Origin of the sequence: Arsenophonus endosymbiont of Bemisia tabaci Q2 (genome assembly GCF_902713415.1) — a bacterium.
Taxonomy (GTDB): Bacteria; Pseudomonadota; Gammaproteobacteria; order Enterobacterales; family Enterobacteriaceae; genus Arsenophonus.
On sequence record NZ_CACTIE010000003.1, the window covers coordinates 1 to 16,941 of the forward strand.

The window sequence follows — 16,941 nt, forward strand, 5'->3', positions numbered from 1 at the left end:
AATATTGACATTGGGTTGCGGTGTTACTGGATCATCGAAATGAACCTTAAGTGCATCAGATCGCGTCCAACAACTAGTAATAACTCTGTCTCTTAGTATCTCCATTATTTAAGTTAATCTCCTTATCTTTAAAGGAGTCTTTAATCTAACAATAAAAAAACAAATTTTTAACGTTAAAAAATCTGTCGTCAACCACACAACAAAAAGGATAAAACGACGCGTTGCGGCTTAAAAAAGAAAAGCGAGTGGTGATGTAGCTAGTGGTAAATATATTGAAATATCAAATAATCAACAAAAAATAGATGGTTGTTGCTATCTAACCTTGGTATAACGAGTTGATGTTCCATTTTCAATGGATATTGATTTAAATAGCGCTAGTAGTGAAGTACAAGGTAGAGATTTATAACGAAAACAGATCATTTTACCTCTATATAAATTACTCAATCTTAAGTTTTAGGAGGTGTATATGATGCGTTGCCCTGTTTGTAAAAATACCGCTCATATTAGAACGAGCCGTTACTTAACTAACAAAACTAAGGAATTTTATTATCAATGTCAAAATATAGCTAAGCGACTTAATTTTGATTACACCATATTGAGTGCAAACAAAATATCTATGTCGCATCCGAGCGTTCTTTTTTTGCATTTAGCTTGTGCCCATTTATGTTCAATTGGATTAAGATCTGGCGAATAGGTAAGCAAATATTCCAGCATATGCGCCGCATCGATGATGACTTGTTGAATACTCTGTTTTTTGTGAAAAGTTGTATTATCCATCATGATTACACTATTTTTAGGAAGTAGTGGGATAAGGACTTGGGTGACCCATGCATAGAAAACATCGCTGTTAATATTGATATCAAATAATCCGATAGCAAACAGCGTTGTGCCCAATAAAGCGCTGATAACATTTGTTCTTCCTTTAGCTCCCCAGTTCTTGAGACCAACAGACCGTTGACCTTTCGGGGAATAGCCGTGAGTCCGCGGGGTATCGTGTGAAAAAACACTTTCATCAATAAAAACAATATGCTTGCCTTCTTTTTCATACTGTTGTTTTTTTGTTGAAACGTTTGTCGAGTGTTTTCGTCGGCTTTCGGATGACGTAGAATTTTTTTATAGGTCAATCCCATTTTTTTAAGAGCTTGTCAAATAGCCTTCTGACAAACGCCAAAACGCTCTGCACGCTTTTTTTGGTAAGCATCTGGATATTGTGCAATATCTTTTATGAACTCGGATTTATCGATTTTTCGCTGACGCGTAGTCGATGCTTTTGGCTCTATTTGATTAATCCAATGGGATACAGATGCAGAGCCAATCCGAAATTGCTTCGCTGTTTCTCGGATACTCAATCCTTCTTCTTCCATCGTAAATATCACTTTACGTCTAAAATCAATTGAATAGCTCATATAAATAGTGTCATCAAAATTAAGTCGTTTATCTATATCAGCAGTGCACTAATAAATTTCTTTTGCCTGGTAGTCAAATGAGTATTTGAAAGTGATAGAAACATAAACTAAATAGCCACCAGTGGTGTGTAAGACGCCTTTGGGTTTGTCTCTTGAACCAGATGTATAAAGAATGAATAAAGGATCTTCCTAATCCATTTCTTCAGCGAGACAGTCAACGTTGAGGTTTTTATAGTTGGGCGACTTTAAAATGATCACAAGTAATTACTCTACATCAATAAATTTATATTGGAGAAAAACATATATTTTGTAATCAAAATTAAGTCGCTTAACTATAATAAGTTCATGCCACCAATGATCACGTTTTTCCTGCCAATCGATTTGATTACCTGTTCGTCTAAAAACAATAACATTATTAATACTTTTAATTGCTGGATTTTTTAACGCTTCATCAACATTTTTTCAGTGGTATAGTACGATTTTCTCTTAACCCTTCATCTGAGGTAATGATCAGTTTAGCTTTACTTTCAATAATGCGACCTGCAATAGCTTCTGGTGAAAAACCACCAAAGATAGCAGAATGAATAGCTCCAATGCGGGTACATGCTAACATGGCGATGGCTGATTCAGGTATCATCGGCATATAAATAGCAACAACATCCCCTTTTTTGATGCCTAATTTTTTAATGCATTGGCAAATAGGCAGACATTATGATGAAGTTGGCGGTAAGTTATATGATAAGATTGTGATGAATGATCGCCTTCCAAAATGATTGCAGTTTGATCACCGCCTAATTATAAATGGCGATCTAGACAGTTAGCACTTAAATTTAAGGTACCATCTTTAAACCATTGGATGTTAATGTGCCCTGGATCAAATGAAGTGTTTTTTACTTTGGTATAGGGTTTTATCCAGTCAACAATTTGACCTTTTTCTCGCCAAAAAGCGTCAGGATCTTCAAGAGATAATTGATAATCTTGTTGGTATTTTTTTTATTAACTAAGGCATGTGCGGCAATTTGAGTAGGAAGGGGGTACTTGAACGTTGATATAATATTTTTCTTCTCCTCATTTGAGTTAATCATATGTCAAAGAGCAGTTAACTAATCCTATGAAAAAGAATTTGTTTTTTGTGTAAGTGATCACGTAAATGATAGTGTTTTATTTTAAATTTGTTATTAATTAATTATTTTATTTAAATTGTTTTAATTGATGGTTTTTATAAAAAATTTATTTTAATCTAATGAGCGAATATGTCGATTTTTTATAGAGAAATAAAAACCTTAAAAAAATATATTGTTTATAATTTTTTTCATTATTATGTTAATCCTTGTAAAATAAGGATTGATTGAAACATTTATTTCATATTTAAGTAAGAGGAGTTAATGCGGATCAGTTATACATTAGCTTCCTTGCCTTATGAATATGGGGTACTAGAGCCACATTTCCATGAAAGTACAATGAAGATCCATCATACCAAACATCACCAAATATATGTGATTAATACTAATGATGCATTAAAAAATTTTCCTGAGCTTGCTAAACTTGATATAGAGGATTTAATTCAAAATTTAGATAAGGGGCTTGTGGATAAGCGTACTTTTTTACGCAATAATGCAGGTGGGCATGCCAATCATAGTATGTTTTGGAACGGTTTGAAAACAGGTACTAAACTAAAGGGTAAGTTAAAATCTGCAATTGAACGTGATTTTGCTAGCGTTGAGAATTTTAAAGAAATCTTTGAAAAAGCAGTAGCCACTCGTTTTGGTTCTGGCTGGGCGTGGGTTAGTATTGAAATCGGATGGAAAGCTGGCAGTTGTTTCGACAGCTAATCAAGATCACCCATTAATGGGGGGAATCTATTTCTGGTGTTTCCGGTTATCCTATTTTAGGGCTTGATGTTTGGGAACATGCTTATTATCTTAAATATGAAAATCGTCGTCCTGAATATATTAAAGCCTTTTGGTCAGTTGTTAATTAGGATGAAGCGGAAAAACGTTTTGTAGGAAAAGTAAAATAGCATTGGTTTTATCTGTTTGTTTAATATCAATGTTAGTGGTGCCAGATTATTTACTGGCCTACTAATATTTTTTAATGACCAATTAAAATTATTGTAATGAAAAAATTTTAACTCTAATTATATATTAACAAATAAAAGAAACTTTTTGTTTCGCTAAATGGTATTTTTTTATCTATATTATTCAATAAATATATTAATAAAATAAAGATTGATATTTGTTTTAACTATTTATTTTTATTAATTTTTAAATTGATTCTTAATGTCAATCTCCCTCGAGTTTTAGGAGGGAGAAGAGCATTATTTTTTTATAGGACTAATAAAACCTATCGCGTCATAAATTTTACTAAGGGTTACTTGAGCACGAGGCTCTGCTTTGCTAGCACCTTCAGAGATAATGTAATTCAATAGTTTTTCATTATTACGAAATTCATTAAAACGGCTTTGAATATTTATTAGCATATCTGAAACAGCTTCAGCAACGGTGTTTTTAAGATCGCCATACATTTTTCCGGTAAATTGTTTTTCTATCTCAGAGGTAGATGTGCCTGTTACACCAGAAAGGATATCTATCAGATTAGAAATACCCGGTTTGTTTTCTGTATCATAATAAATTTGCGGTGGCTCGTCAGAATCAGTAAGGGCACGTTTGATTTTTTTAGCCGCTGATTTAGGGTTTTCTAATAAAGTTATTACATTATTGCGGTTATCATCTGATTTTGACATCTTTTTTTGTGGTTCTTGTAGAGACATAACCCGCGCTCCTTTTTCAGGAATAAAGGGATCGGGTACAGTAAATATTTCACCATAGAGCGAATTAAAACGTTGAGCAATATCGCGGCTTAACTCTAAATGTTGTTTTTGATCAATACCAACCGGGACTTGGTTTGTCTGGTAAAGTAAAATATCGGCAGCCATTAATACTGGATAATCAAATAATCCAGCATTAATATTTTCAGCATGACGGGTTGACTTGTCTTTAAATTGTGTCATGCGGCTTAATTCACCAAAATAGGTATAACAGTTAAGCGCCCAACTAAGTTGAGTATGTTGCGGAACATGGGATTGAACAAAAATAATACTTTTTTTAGTATCAATACCACAAGCTAGGTATAAGGCTAATGTATCAAGCGTATGTTTTCTTAATTCTTTGGGGTCTTGACGAACTGTAATGGCATGTTGATTAACAATACAATAAATACAGTCATAATTATCTTGCATGTGAACCCATTGGCGTAATGCGCCAATATAGTTGCCGATGGTTAATTCCCCAGACGGTTGAGCCCCACTGAATACAATAGGCTTTTTGTCGGTATTAATTGAATTTATAGGGGGTATATTCATGTTATGATCCCATAGTTGTCAAAGGTGGTAGTCCTAACGCAGGAAGTAGATCGGCACAGTTATCTAATACATAATCTGGTTTACTTAATGCGATAGATTCACCATAGTTATATCCGTAAGTTAAACCCACACAAGGACAATCTGCAGCTTTAGCGGCTAAGATATCATTATGAGAATCACCGACAAATAATAATTGATCTTTATAGCTAAGCGACTTAATTTTGATTACACCATATTGAGTCCGAACAAAATATCTGTGTCGCATCCGAACGCTCTTTTTTTGCATTTAGCTTGTGCCCATTTATGTTCAATTGTATTAAGATCTTGCGAATGGGTAGGCAAATATTCCACCATATACCCCGCATCGATGATGACTTGTTGAATACTCTGTTCTTTTGAACAGTTGCATTATCCATCATGATTACACTGTTTTTAGGAAGTACTCGGAAGTACTCAGATAAGGACTTGGGTGATCCATGCATAGAAAACATCGCTGTTAATATTGATATCAAATAATCCGATAGCAAACAGCGTTTTGCTCAATAAAGCGCCGATAACATTTGTTTTTCCTTTAGCTCCCCAGTTCTTGAGACCAACATACGGTTGACCTTTCGGGGAATAGCCGTGAGTCCGCGGGGTATCGTGTGAAAAACCACTTTCATCAATAAAAACAATATGCTTGCCTTCTTTTTCATACTGTTGTTTTTTGTTGAAACGTTTGTCGAGTGTTTTCGTCGGCTTTCGGATGACGTAGAGTTTTTTATAGGTCAATCCCATTTTTTTAAGAGCTTGCCAAATGGCCTTCTGACAAACGCCAAAACGCTCTGCACGCTCTTTTTGGTAAGCATCTGGATATTGTTCAACATCTTTTATCAACTCGGATTTATCGATTTTTCGCTGACGCGTAGTCGATGCTTTTGGCTCTATTTGATTAATCCAACGCGATACAGATGCAGAGCCAATCCGAAATTGCTTCGCTGTTTCTCGGATACTCAACCCTTCTTCTTCCATCGTAAATATCACTTTACGTCTAAAATCAATTGAATAGCTCATATAAATAATGTCATCAAAATTAAGTCGCTTAGCTATAAGATACAGTGGAGCCGGATAGGGTTTTTTCTCTTTTACGTCATCGCCCCTTAATATTAAAGAAAAATAAAAATCAATGGTTAATTTTTTTAATAAAGGGTCAATAAATGGCGTAGGTTTCTTGGTGACGATTGTTCTTGGTAAAGGTTGTGTGGCTATTTCTGCTAATGTTTTTTTACTCCATGAAAAAGTTGACTAGCAGTTATTACTGTAGTTGCATAAATTTTATCAAATAATTGGCGAGCATTATTTTTGATTTCTGGTGTGATTTTAATATTTACCCAAGTTAATGCGCGTTCTATCATAATATCGACACCATTACGAACCGAGGTGGAAACAAGTTCTTTGCCTGCAGCGGGTAATTGCTGAATGATTAAAGCACGATCTAAAGCATCAGCTAATCCGCCTGCACTGTCGACTAATGTATCATCCAAATTAAATGAAATAACTTTAATCTTGGTTAATTTTTTTAATGCCATTAAATTGCCTCAGATAACTTTTTACGCATAGCATCAATGACAGTTTTGTAATCTGGTTGATTAAAAATTGCAGAACCTGCGACAAAGGTGTCAGCACCTGCATTTGCAACATTAATAATATCATTAACATTGATCCCGCCATCAACTTCTAGGCGAATATTATAAACGTTTTCATCGATCATTTTACGAACTTGACGCAATTTATTTAGGGTTTGTGGAATAAAAGATTGCCCACCAAAACCAGGATTTACCGACATGATTAGGATCATATCCAATTTATCTATCACGTAATCTAAATAGTTTAATGGTGTAGCAGGATTAAAAGCTAAACCAGCTTTACAACCGTTATCTTTAATTAATTGTAATGTGTGATCAATATGCTCACTTGCTTCAGCGTGAAAGGTAATATAAGTTGCACCAGCTTTAGCAAATTCAGGAATTAGTCGATCTACTGGTTTTACCATCAAATGCACATCAATGGGTGCCTTAATACCATAATCTCGCAATGCTTTACATACCATTGGGCCAAAAGTTAAATTTGGAACATAATGGTTATCCATTACGTCAAAATGGATAATATCAGCTCCAGCTTTAATGACTTTTCCAGTATCTTCACCTAAACATGCAAAATTTGCGGATAAAATAGAGGGGGCAATCAGAAAATCTTTCATTATTGTCTCCGATTTATTTTTTACCTTTTGCGTTTTTTTTATAAGTTAGATTATAAAATGCCAAAAGTTCATCGACTTTTTTACGAGAAAAGCTATTACGACTAATTGTTCTACGTACTTTAACAACATTTAGCTTGGCGTGATGATACCATTCTCTAGTCGCTGGTGTATCATGATTTGATATTAATACCCGTATTCCGCGAGTTGATGATAAGTGATAAGCAATTTGAGCCAAATTGTATTGTTCTTTGTTGCCAAAACTATTTGTATGATATGCGGTAAAATTAGCCGTATCAGAAAGAGGAGTATAGGGTGGATCACAGTAAACAACAGCACTTTTGTTTACTGATAGTAATGTTTCTTGATAGGTTTGGCAGACAAAAATAGCTTTTTGTGCTTTTTCTCCAAACCAATAGAGTTCATCTTCAGGAAAATAAGGTTTTTTATAGCGCCCAAATGGAACGTTAAATTCCCCTTTTGAGTTGTAACGACAAAGACCATTGTAACAATGACGATTAAGATATAAAAATAGTTCACTACGACGTCTAGGATTATTAGATAAGTTGAATTCGGTACGTAAACGGTAGTATTCCTCTGGTGTATTAAATTCATTGTTAAAAAGCTGAAGTGAATGCTGCACAAATGTATCAGTATGATATTTTACAGTATTATATAAATTGATAAGATCATTATTAATGTCAGCTAGGATATAAGCATTATAGTTGGTATTCAAAAATACTGAACCTGCCCCGACAAATGGCTCTACCAGACAATCACCTTCTGGTAGATATTTTTTAATTTCTTCTACCAGAAAATATTTACCGCCAGCCCATTTTAAAAAAGCGCGTTTTTTCTTCATGCCGCGATATTTTATCTAAATGTTCCAGAGTTTTTGATATATCTCTGTTTAGGACAGCATATTTGCGCCTAATAATTCTTTATTTTTAATCTTGCTTAATTTGCTGAAATTTTCTAACCCAGGGTTTTTTTCCTGAACAGAAGCGGGCAAAGTTGAAATTGCATTTTTTGCTTCACTGGCTGAGCAGTAATTACCATGAATAAGAACATACCACTCTTTTTTATCACGTATGGTCTTATAGATTTTATAATTAGTTAAGCGATTGTTTTTAGCAAATGCTTCTAGAGAGTCAGAGCGGCTTGCACTGCTTAATTGCAGTGTGTAATTACTGGCTGGAGTCCATAATAAATCACCACTTTGATTTGTATGTGTTCTAACTATAGGTTTTGTTTTTTTTTCAGAATTAGTTTTAATTGTTTCAACGATCTTAGGTGGCGTAGTAGCGAGAAGTTTTGTTGATGATGGCGTTGGTGTCGGATTTTCAATGAGTTGTTGCTTAGCATTAGGTAATGTTTGTCCCTGCCGTAAAGCATGAACAACGTCACCAGGAATTTCAATACGTTTACCTTTCCCTTGATTGGCTGGAGGAAAGGAACTTTCAGTCGGTGTATCACTAATTGAAGGCATGGTTACGTTTTGTGGCTGGTTTTGTTCTTGAGATAAAGGAGACTCATTTGACAGTGATATTGATTTAGAAATATTAATGTTACGTTCATTTATTGTTGTAGAGGTATTTTGTTTCTCATGATCTGTTGGCGCTTTAAGTGGTGAGCTAATCGCGATAGTAAGTAATAATAGAACCAAAACAGCGATACCAGTCATGACATGTTGCCGAGAAGCTAGATGGTGTTTAGATCCTTGCTGACGTGAACGTAATACAGGCCTGTCAGAAGTGTCTGGCCGGAAGTTACTCTGATCTTGAGGATTTCTTTCTGGTTTGAACTCGTCCATTTCCCCTCCGTTTAAGGTGAATGACCTCATATCATGGATAAAGATGATTTTTTGTACAATTTGATTCTAAAATACGGATATTTATTATAGTGTCACTATGGCTATCTTGGTATTTCAATCACGGTTTAATCTGTATCTAGGCATTGTTTAATTGCTTTTAAAACAATCTCATGGCTTATATTAGTATATAATTCTGCGTTTCCAATAGATTTGGGTAGCACCAGATTGAGTTGATTATTAACTACTTTTTTATCTCTACTCATGTGAGGTAAATAGGCTTCAGCAGCCATTTTTGATGGTCCCTTAATAGGGAGATTTGCTTGCTTCAGTAAGTTTAAAATGCGTTGAGTATCATGATTATTAAATTGGCCAATTAACTCTGCGGTTTTTGCAGCCATCACGATACCTGCAGCAACTGCCTCACCGTGTAGCCAACAACCATAGTTTAATTCAGTTTCAATGGCATGACCAAAGGTATGTCCTAAGTTCAATACGGCACGTTGTTCATCGGTTTCTTTTTCATCTATAGCAATGATTTTTGCTTTTAATTCACAACAACGTCGTATGCAATAACTTATTGTTTTTTCATCTAATTCAAATAGTTTATTAATGTTTTTTTCTAACCAACAAAAAAAATCATAATCTAGAATAATGCCATATTTAATAATTTCAGCTAAGCCTGAAGAAAACTGACGTACTGGTAATGTTTTTAGACTATCTAAATCAATAATAACTGATATTGGCTGATAGAAAGCACCAATCATGTTTTTACCTAATGGATGATTGACTGCTGTTTTTCCTCCAACAGATGAGTCAATTTGAGATAAAAGCGAGGTTGGTGCTTGGATAAAACGAACGCCTCTTTGGTAGCAGGCGGCAGCAAATCCTGTCAAGTCACCAATAACACCACCCCCAAGTGGAATAAGGGTGGTGCTTCGAGGATGATTTTTTTTCAATAAAGCAGTGAAGACAGTATCAAGAGTAGCTAATGATTTGTACTGTTCTCCGTCAGGTAGAATGATCTCATCAACTTTGATGCCCATTTTTGTAAGAGTAGATTTTACTCTTGCAGAATAAATGGAATGTAGCGTTTTGCTCGTTACAATCATTGCGTATTCGCCACTTTTCAACGGCAAAAAAGCATCAGGTGAATTAAGTAAACCAAAAGCGATACTAATAGGGTAACTCCGTTCACCGAGTGTAACTGTCAATTTTTCCATATTGATTTTACCTTTATGGCATGATCAATCATTCATATTGATTTATTGAAATTAAGTATTTTCTAATAATCCAATGATTTGGTTAGCAACTACTTTTGCACTTTGATCGTCGGTATGAATAGTAATGTCTGCGATTTCTTCATAAAGTGGATTACGTTCATGAGCGAGTTTTTCTAAAACTTCACGAGCAGGCTGATCTACTTGCAATAAAGGTCTTTTTTTATCGCGTTGAGTTCGTGCCATTTGTTTTTCAATGGTAGTTTCAAGATAAACGACTACCCCGCTAGCAGAAAGACGCTTGCGTGTTTTTTTTGATTTTACCGATCCCCCCCCTGTTGCTAGAACAATGCCTTGTTTTTCTGTAAGCTCATTGATAATTTTTTCTTCACGTTCCCGAAAACCTTCTTCGCCTTCCAAATCAAATATCCAACTCACATCAGCACCAGTACGTCGTTCAATTTCTTGATCGGAATCAAAAAACTCCATACTAAGTTGCTGCGCTAGCTGGCGACCAATAGTATTTTTTCCGGCGCCCATAGGCCCAACCAGAAAGATATTGCGTTTCTCTGCCATGTTTTTGGTATTACTAAGATTATTCGTTAATGATAACCCGCCCCGGCAATCAAATTAGCAACGGGACCTATAATTGAAACCTCATGAGTATTGACATCTTTTCTTGCATATAAAAGCAAAAAAATCCCAAATACATTCAGTTTTTTCTGAATTATATCGGAAGGGCCTGTTTTTGGAACATAACTGATAGCAGTATTTCTTAACAGATTTAAAATCCCGAATGTCTCGTAATACGTAATATACAGTATTACGAAGCTCAAGTATTCGTCTTTAAGTTTGTTTGCTCACTAAGTTTAACATCAATCAATTTGAAAACCACGTCGATATCTATACGGAAAATGTATTATTTGCTGCCAATTATGAATTATATTAAATTGGATATAAAAATTATCGCAATAGATTAGCTAAAAATGCAACTCTAATCGTACATATAAAGGTTTTATTATCGAGTGTGCGCACAACAATATTTACTTCGCTAAATAGCTAACCTTGTAAGCTAAATCTTTCTTATCGTCAAATTTATAATCCACTATTCACAATAATCGGATGATTTTTGCTCTTTTGGGTGCTGCTTAGGATGAAGTTATATAGCTAAGCGACTGAATTTTGATTACACCATATTGAGTGCGAACAAAATATCTGTGTCGCATCCGAGCGCTCTTTTTTTGCATGTAGCTTGTGCCCATTTATGTTCAATTGGATTCAGATCTGGGGAATAGGTAGGCAAATATTCCACCATATGCCTCGCATCGATGATGACTTGTTGAATACTCTGTTTCTTGTAAAAAGTTGCATTATCCATCATGATTACACTGTTTTGAGGAACTACTGGGATAAGGACTTGGGGTGACCCATGCATAGAAAACATCGCTGTTAATATTGATATCAAATAATCCGATAGCAAACAGCGTTGTGCCCAATAAAGCGCCGATAACATTTGTTCTTCCTTTAGCTCCCCAGTTCTTGAGACCAACACACCGTTGACCTTTCGGGGAATAGCCGTGAGTCCGCGGGGTATCGTGTGAAAAACCACTTTCATCAATAAAAACAATATGCTTGCCTTCTTTTTCATACTGTTGTTTTTTTGTTGAAACGTTTGTCGAGTGTTTTCGTCGGCTTTCGGATGACGTAGAGTTTTTTATAGGTCAATCCCATTTTTTAAGAGCTTGCCAAATGGCCTTCTGAAAAACGCCAAAATGCTCTGCACGCTCTTTTTGGTAAGCATCTGGATATTGTTCAACATCTTTTATCAACTCGGATTTATCGATTTTTCGCTGACGCGTAGTCGATGCTTTTGGCTCTATTTGATTAATCCAACGCGATACAGATGCAGAGCTAATCCGAAATTGCTTCGGTGTTTCTCGGATACTCAACTCTTATTCTTCCATCGTAAATATCACTTTACGTTTAAAATCAATTGAATAGCTCATATAAATAATGTCTTCAAAATTAAGTCGCTTAGCTATATTAATCGCCTGAGCAAGTTCAGCCGTAAGCTTTCCTTGTTCATTAATCGATTTTAGGATAGTTTGGCGGCGCTCGTTTAATTCACGTAAGTAACTTAAACGTGTTTAAAGTTTACGTAGCTGGTTATCATCGAGTCCTCCTGTGACTTCTTTACGATAACGGGCAATAAAAGGAACAGTATTTCCTTCATCGAGTAATGTAATGGCTGAAAGTATTTGCGCTGGCGTTGTATCTAATTCATGTGCAATAATTTTGCTTAAGGATTTATTCATCATTTTAGTTTCTTCAATACTTAAATAGCACGCAATTAACGACTTATGTGCGCATTTATACGTGTTGAAAAGAATAATTTCCAGTTAACATTATATTGGGATATTAGAACTTGATGTAGTGAACAAAAACTTTTTTGAATTATATAGTAATTATAGCTAAGCGTCTTAATTTTGATTACAAAATATATGTTTTTCTCCAATATAAATTTACTGATATAGAGTAATTACTTGTAATCATTTTAAAGTCGTCCAGCTATAGTTTAAATTAAGGTTAATCATACTGAGTTTTTATTGTGAAAAATAATTATATTACTCGGAAGAGTGGGACAACCTCAAACAAGAGTTAAAGTTTCTTTGGCGTGAGGAGCGGCCGAAAGTCACTGAAGCTGTATCAGAGGCAGCGGCGCTTGGTGATCGTTCAGAGAATGCGGAGTATATTTATGGTAAAAAGCGATTACGAGAAATTGATCGACGTATTCGATTTTTATCTAAACGTCTTGAAGTATTAAAAATGGTTGATCCCGACCCTCGGCAGGAAGGTAGAGTTTATTTTGGGGCCTGGGCAAAACTACAAGATGAAAATGGTGGTATTAAAGTTTTTCGTTTAGTTGGACCAGATGAATTTAATCCGGCTAAAAAATGGATTTCTATTAATTAATTCACTAGTGGCAAGGGAATTATTAGGTAAACAAATTGATGATGAAGTTACGGTGAATACGCCAAATGGTATTATTACTTATTGGATATTAGAAATTAATTATCAAGGAATTGAGTTGTAAATGATATAAAATTAAAAAAATCAATAAAATGTAAATATTAATCTAAAAAAGCCTAATAGGAATTAGTTATATTATTATTGTCTTATTTGTTATTAAGAAACTATATAGGAATCTTAAAAATATTTTTGGAGGCAAAAAAATGCAAGAAAATTATAAAATTCTTGTTGTGGATGATGATATGCGTTTGCGCTCTTTACTGGAGCGTTATTTAACTGAACAGGGTTTTCAAGTTCGTAGTACGGCCAATGCGGAGCAAATGGATCGTATTTTGACGCGTGAATCTATTCATTTGATTGTACTGGATTTGATGTTACCCGGTGAAGATGGCTTATCTATTTGTCGTCGTTTAAGGAGTCAAAATAATCCTATCCCAATTATTATGGTAACAGCAAAAGGTGAAGAAGTAGATCGAATTGTTGGATTAGAAATTGGGGCGGATGATTATATACCTAAACCATTTAATCCTAGAGAGTTATTGGCTCGTATTCGCGCCGTATTACGACGTCAGGCAAATGAGCTGCCGGGTTCGCCGGCACACGACGAGGCGGTGATTCGGTTTGGTAAATTCAAATTAAACCTAGGAACAAGGGAAATGTTTCAAGATGATGAGTCTATGCTATTAACCAGCGGTGAGTTTGCGGTTTTAAAAGTGCTGGTCTCATATCCACGTGAGCCTCTATCTCGTGATAAATTGATGAGTCTTGCTCGAGGGCGTGAATATAGTGCGATGGAGCGTTCGATAGACGTCCAGATTTCACGTCTTCGTCGAATGATTGAGGATGATCCTACTCATCCACGTTATATTCAAACGGTTTGGGGGTTGGGCTATGTATTTGTACCAGATGGTAGTAAAGCATGAAACGATTGTGTTTTTCCAGACGTAACACGTTTTCTCGTTCATTATTTGCTATTGTTACTTTACTGTTTGCTAGTTTAGTCACCAGTTATTTAGTTGTGCTTAATTTTGTTGTAATGCCGAGTCTTCAGCAGCTTAATAAAGTCATAACCTATGAAATGCATACGTTATTAACAGAGAAAATTGAATTGCAAGATGGAAATGCAATTTTAATGCGGCCATCATTTAAGAAGAAAATCTATAAAGAACTGGGTGTTAATTTTTATACCGAGTTGCGTGCTATGGAAAAAGGCTTACGTTGGGCAAGACATTATGAGGGATTAAGCCAGCAGATGGCGGAATATATGGGTGGCAAGGCGGATATTCGTCTTGAAATTGCCAAAGAGCATCTTTTTTTTATGGTTAAACTCTTATCTTGCCCCAAATGTTTGGATACGACTGCCTTTAACTGAAATAGGACAGAATCAGTTCGCCGTTGTATTTCGTTATACATTGGCTATTTTTTAACCATTTTTGCTGTTACATGGCTTTATATTCGTTATCAGAGTAGACCATTATTTGTATTAGAAAGCTATGCCAAGCAAACGGGAAAAGGTGTCATGGTTCTAGCAATTAAGGAAGAAGATTCATTAGAAATACATTATGTCATCCGTGCTTTTAATTGTATGTCGTCAAGAATAAAAATGCTGGAAAATGATAGAACGATATTAATGGCAGGCGTGAGTCATGATTTGAGAACTCCGTTAACCCGGATCCGTTTAGCAACAGAAATGATGAATGAAAAGGATCAATATCTAGCAGAATCAATTAACAAAGATATTGAAGAGTGTAATGCCATCATTGGGAAGTTCATGGACTATATCTGTACAAGCAGGGAAATAAACATGGAGTTTTGTGACTTGAACAAACTCCTACTTGAAGCTGTTAATGCTGAGAGTAGTTTCCTGTCTAATATTGAGACGCAGATTAGTTCATCACCTATCATTATTAATGCTAATGTAATTGCCATAAAATGAGCAGTAACGAATATGCTGCTTAACGCCCTCCGCTATGGAAATGGTTGGGTAAAAGTCAGTAGTGGTGTGATAAAAGATCATGCCTGGTTTCAGGTTGAGGATGATGGAGCAGGAATTAAAAAAGAAAGTATTCAACATCTTTTTCAACCTTTTGTGCAAGGTGAAAGGGCAAGAAGTAATGCTGGTACAGGACTAGGATTAGCAATTATTCGCCGAATTATTGATGCTCATGATGGTGAAATTATTATAGATAAAAGTAAACGGGGAGGGTTATCTATACGGGCAACTTTACCATTAATGGAAAAATAAAAATCTATATTTTTATTTAGCCGTAATTTAACGGAAATTTTATTATATTTTATGAAATTATATAATTCTTTGATTTTGAAAATTTATTATATCGATATATAAGGCTATATTTTTAAATAAATTGATTATTTATTTAACAGTCATAAAACTGTCATAAATATAGCTAAGCGTCTTAATTTTGATTACAAAATATATGTTTTTCTCCAATATAAATTTACTGATATAGAGTAATTACTTGTAATTATTTTAAAGTCGCCCAGCTATAACAGCCTACCAACAGAAAAGTGAAGAATAGTTAGGCTTGAACGCTGTCGCGCAAGAAAATAGCGAAAGGACGCACGGCTTTTTTTAATTCAATGAGGGACCAGCTTTCATCGATAACAAGACGGTGTTGATTAAATTCACCCATCAGATAAACGCCAGCAGTTAATTTTTTTCAGTGGTATCAACATCATCAGCCAAAATGGCACTTGGCGTCTGACTGCCATCAATGGCTGATTTTTTTACACGCCTGATAAACCTGGGTGGCGGTCACCACACTCAGTACCGTCCCGCGTTTCAGCTTACCGGATTGGGCTATCGTGACGCTATCCGTTAGCAGTTGTAAGGGACCCGAAACTAACTTGATCGGGAACAAACAGGGCGTGCTTTACCCCCGGAGAAAACGGATTTTGGGTTATCTCATCCATTATTTTTACCTTTTGTTACGTTATAGAGTTGTTTCATCTTGGTGGCTATTGCGCTGGCTGAACCACTCACCGGTTGATGCCCATCCGCACCAATCCGCACCTGTTGTTCAGCCCGACGAGCTTTTTTCACGTTTTTGTTGTCATCCTCTTCTTCGGCATCTTTGTCATCCCTTTCGGCATCGCTATCGTCTTCTTCGGCATCCGGCTCTTCGTCATTATCGGTAGCTTTTCGGGCTTTCTTCGATTTTAGACCTTGCGTATCCTCATCGTCCTGATTTTCATCGTCTTGCCTATCTTCGGTCTGTTCATCCTTTTCCTCTTCCTCTTCCTCTTCCTCTTCCTCTTCCTCTTCGGCGGCTTTCGCTTTGCGGGCTATAGCTAAGCGTCTTAATTTTGATTACAAAAATATATGTTTTCTCGAATATAAATTTACTGATATAACTGATATAGAGTAATTACTTGTAATCATTTTAAAGTCGCCTAGCTATAACAGATAACTAAATGATAATGTATTGCTTGACATATCAAATGACTCCAGCTTCTTTCATGAGTGTCTGAAAGGCGACATCAGGACTGGCAATACCATCGGCTAATCCTGTTTGTACGCGCTCGGCTGCCAGATAACAGGCCGCCTGTGTATTACGAATTTTCTTCTCTCACAATCGGCGGTTACGCGCTACTATTTGTACAAAAAACGCCCGATTTCATTCACATCGTGTGCAATACCTGTTTTGGCTTCATCACTGAGCGGTATATAAGGATGCGTCTCGGCTTTACGATCGCTATAGGTAATAATGGTCACTTTCAATCCCTCGTCTTTAATGCGCTGTGACAAGTCACAATGTATCACCAACCACACTTATCGAACCCCACACCCCCATACGGGCGCGGGGGGACATATAGCTGGGCGACTTTAAAATGATTACAAGTAATTACTCTATATC

The 16,941-nt window shown here is 35.7% G+C and carries 18 protein-coding genes and 9 pseudogenes; 6 read left to right on the forward strand and 21 right to left on the reverse strand.

The genetic code is table 11. From position 1 onward, the window contains the following. Positions 1-469: 469 nt before the first annotated feature. The gene (locus tag ARSQ2_RS00180; RefSeq protein WP_420837713.1) at positions 470-694 is read left to right on the forward strand and encodes an ogr/Delta-like zinc finger family protein; all 225 of its coding nucleotides are present in this window, start codon (positions 470-472) and stop codon (positions 692-694) included. On the opposite strand, the gene ARSQ2_RS00185 is transcribed toward ARSQ2_RS00180, so the two are convergent. The 4 genes and pseudogenes from ARSQ2_RS00185 to ARSQ2_RS00195 form a co-directional block, all read right to left on the reverse strand. Continuing rightward, entirely contained in the window at positions 586-1,026 is a 441-nt protein-coding gene (locus tag ARSQ2_RS00185) for a transposase (RefSeq protein ID WP_338078210.1), read from the reverse strand. The genes ARSQ2_RS00180 and ARSQ2_RS00185 overlap by 109 nt on opposite strands. Before the next feature lie 119 nt (positions 1,027-1,145). Continuing rightward, positions 1,146-1,406 carry an IS630 transposase-related protein gene (locus tag ARSQ2_RS00190; protein ID WP_181993944.1) on the reverse strand — a complete coding sequence of 87 codons (261 nt, stop codon included), beginning with the start codon at positions 1,404-1,406 and terminating at the stop codon, positions 1,146-1,148. 51 nt (positions 1,407-1,457) lie between these two features. Further along, positions 1,458-1,616, reverse strand: a pseudogene (locus tag ARSQ2_RS12050) (AMP-binding protein); the annotation flags it as partial. Between the two features lie 126 nt (positions 1,617-1,742). Further along, positions 1,743-2,491, reverse strand: a pseudogene (locus ARSQ2_RS00195) (AMP-binding protein); the annotation flags it as partial. A gap of 306 nt (positions 2,492-2,797) precedes the next feature. Between ARSQ2_RS00195 and ARSQ2_RS00200 the strand changes: the two are divergent. Further along, positions 2,798-3,387: pseudogene (locus ARSQ2_RS00200) on the forward strand (Fe-Mn family superoxide dismutase). Between the two features lie 336 nt (positions 3,388-3,723). Here ARSQ2_RS00200 and trpS read toward each other — a convergent pair. From trpS to ARSQ2_RS00260, 16 genes and pseudogenes are all read right to left on the reverse strand, one after another. Further along, complete coding sequence (trpS, locus tag ARSQ2_RS00205) at positions 3,724-4,767, reverse strand: tryptophan--tRNA ligase (protein WP_181993945.1); 1,044 nt, start codon at positions 4,765-4,767, stop codon at positions 3,724-3,726. Between the two features lies 1 nt (position 4,768). Beyond that, a pseudogene (locus ARSQ2_RS00210) lies at positions 4,769-4,963 on the reverse strand (HAD hydrolase-like protein); the annotation flags it as partial. Between the two features lie 29 nt (positions 4,964-4,992). After that, the gene (locus ARSQ2_RS12055; RefSeq protein WP_238334215.1) at positions 4,993-5,121 is read right to left on the reverse strand and encodes a transposase; all 129 of its coding nucleotides are present in this window, start codon (positions 5,119-5,121) and stop codon (positions 4,993-4,995) included. A 99-nt stretch (positions 5,122-5,220) separates the two neighbouring features. Beyond that, positions 5,221-5,820 (reverse strand): IS630 transposase-related protein, encoded by a 600-nt coding sequence (locus tag ARSQ2_RS12060; RefSeq protein ID WP_238334216.1) that lies wholly within the window; start codon positions 5,818-5,820, stop codon positions 5,221-5,223. Positions 5,821-5,892: 72 nt separating this feature from the next. Then, positions 5,893-6,015, reverse strand: a pseudogene (locus tag ARSQ2_RS12065) (phosphoglycolate phosphatase); the annotation flags it as partial. Between the two features lie 5 nt (positions 6,016-6,020). Next, positions 6,021-6,335 (reverse strand): HAD family hydrolase, encoded by a 315-nt coding sequence (locus ARSQ2_RS12070; RefSeq protein ID WP_238334217.1) that lies wholly within the window; start codon positions 6,333-6,335, stop codon positions 6,021-6,023. Then, positions 6,335-7,006 carry a ribulose-phosphate 3-epimerase gene (gene rpe / locus ARSQ2_RS00220; protein WP_181993947.1) on the reverse strand — a complete coding sequence of 224 codons (672 nt, stop codon included), beginning with the start codon at positions 7,004-7,006 and terminating at the stop codon, positions 6,335-6,337. The genes ARSQ2_RS12070 and rpe overlap by 1 nt, the downstream gene beginning before the upstream one ends. Before the next feature lie 13 nt (positions 7,007-7,019). Beyond that, positions 7,020-7,865: an adenine-specific DNA-methyltransferase gene (dam, locus tag ARSQ2_RS00225; RefSeq protein ID WP_181993948.1), complete on the reverse strand. Its 846-nt coding sequence runs from the start codon at positions 7,863-7,865 to the stop codon at positions 7,020-7,022. A 48-nt stretch (positions 7,866-7,913) separates the two neighbouring features. Continuing rightward, complete coding sequence (locus tag ARSQ2_RS00230) at positions 7,914-8,687, reverse strand: SPOR domain-containing protein (protein WP_338078209.1); 774 nt, start codon at positions 8,685-8,687, stop codon at positions 7,914-7,916. Positions 8,688-8,941: 254 nt separating this feature from the next. Further along, positions 8,942-10,036 (reverse strand): 3-dehydroquinate synthase, encoded by a 1,095-nt coding sequence (gene aroB, locus ARSQ2_RS00235; protein WP_181993949.1) that lies wholly within the window; start codon positions 10,034-10,036, stop codon positions 8,942-8,944. A gap of 51 nt (positions 10,037-10,087) precedes the next feature. Beyond that, positions 10,088-10,609, reverse strand: a complete 522-nt coding sequence (gene aroK / locus ARSQ2_RS00240; protein WP_181993950.1) for a shikimate kinase AroK — start codon at positions 10,607-10,609, stop codon at positions 10,088-10,090. Positions 10,610-11,294: 685 nt separating this feature from the next. After that, a pseudogene (locus tag ARSQ2_RS14400) lies at positions 11,295-11,477 on the reverse strand (transposase); the annotation flags it as partial. Continuing rightward, the gene (locus ARSQ2_RS14405; RefSeq protein ID WP_420837714.1) at positions 11,404-11,751 is read right to left on the reverse strand and encodes a transposase; all 348 of its coding nucleotides are present in this window, start codon (positions 11,749-11,751) and stop codon (positions 11,404-11,406) included. The pseudogene ARSQ2_RS14400 and the gene ARSQ2_RS14405, both read right to left, overlap by 74 nt. A gap of 3 nt (positions 11,752-11,754) precedes the next feature. Then, positions 11,755-11,982, reverse strand: coding sequence for an IS630 transposase-related protein (locus ARSQ2_RS00250; protein ID WP_181993952.1), 228 nt, complete (start codon positions 11,980-11,982; stop codon positions 11,755-11,757). Positions 11,983-12,030: 48 nt separating this feature from the next. Next, positions 12,031-12,351 (reverse strand): annotated as a pseudogene (locus tag ARSQ2_RS00255) (Tex-like N-terminal domain-containing protein); the annotation flags it as partial. Positions 12,352-12,383: 32 nt separating this feature from the next. Continuing rightward, positions 12,384-12,548 carry a hypothetical protein gene (locus tag ARSQ2_RS00260; protein ID WP_181993953.1) on the reverse strand — a complete coding sequence of 55 codons (165 nt, stop codon included), beginning with the start codon at positions 12,546-12,548 and terminating at the stop codon, positions 12,384-12,386. A gap of 90 nt (positions 12,549-12,638) precedes the next feature. Between ARSQ2_RS00260 and greB the strand changes: the two are divergent. The 4 genes and pseudogenes from greB to ARSQ2_RS00285 all read left to right on the forward strand — a co-directional run bounded on the left by greB (position 12,639) and on the right by ARSQ2_RS00285 (position 16,247). After that, positions 12,639-13,127: pseudogene (gene greB, locus ARSQ2_RS00265) on the forward strand (transcription elongation factor GreB). A 139-nt stretch (positions 13,128-13,266) separates the two neighbouring features. Continuing rightward, complete coding sequence (ompR, locus tag ARSQ2_RS00270; RefSeq protein ID WP_181993954.1) at positions 13,267-13,986, forward strand: osmolarity response regulator transcription factor OmpR; 720 nt, start codon at positions 13,267-13,269, stop codon at positions 13,984-13,986. Then, a pseudogene (envZ, locus tag ARSQ2_RS00275) lies at positions 13,983-15,308 on the forward strand (two-component system sensor histidine kinase EnvZ). Before ompR ends, envZ begins: the two are co-directional and overlap by 4 nt. Before the next feature lie 762 nt (positions 15,309-16,070). Beyond that, positions 16,071-16,247 (forward strand): hypothetical protein, encoded by a 177-nt coding sequence (locus ARSQ2_RS00285; protein ID WP_181993955.1) that lies wholly within the window; start codon positions 16,071-16,073, stop codon positions 16,245-16,247. A 429-nt stretch (positions 16,248-16,676) separates the two neighbouring features. Here ARSQ2_RS00285 and ARSQ2_RS00290 read toward each other — a convergent pair whose 3' ends face one another. Beyond that, on the reverse strand, positions 16,677-16,832 hold the full coding sequence (locus tag ARSQ2_RS00290; RefSeq protein ID WP_181993956.1) for a Clp protease/crotonase-like domain-containing protein: 156 nt from the start codon (positions 16,830-16,832) through the stop codon (positions 16,677-16,679). Positions 16,833-16,941 lie beyond the last annotated feature (109 nt).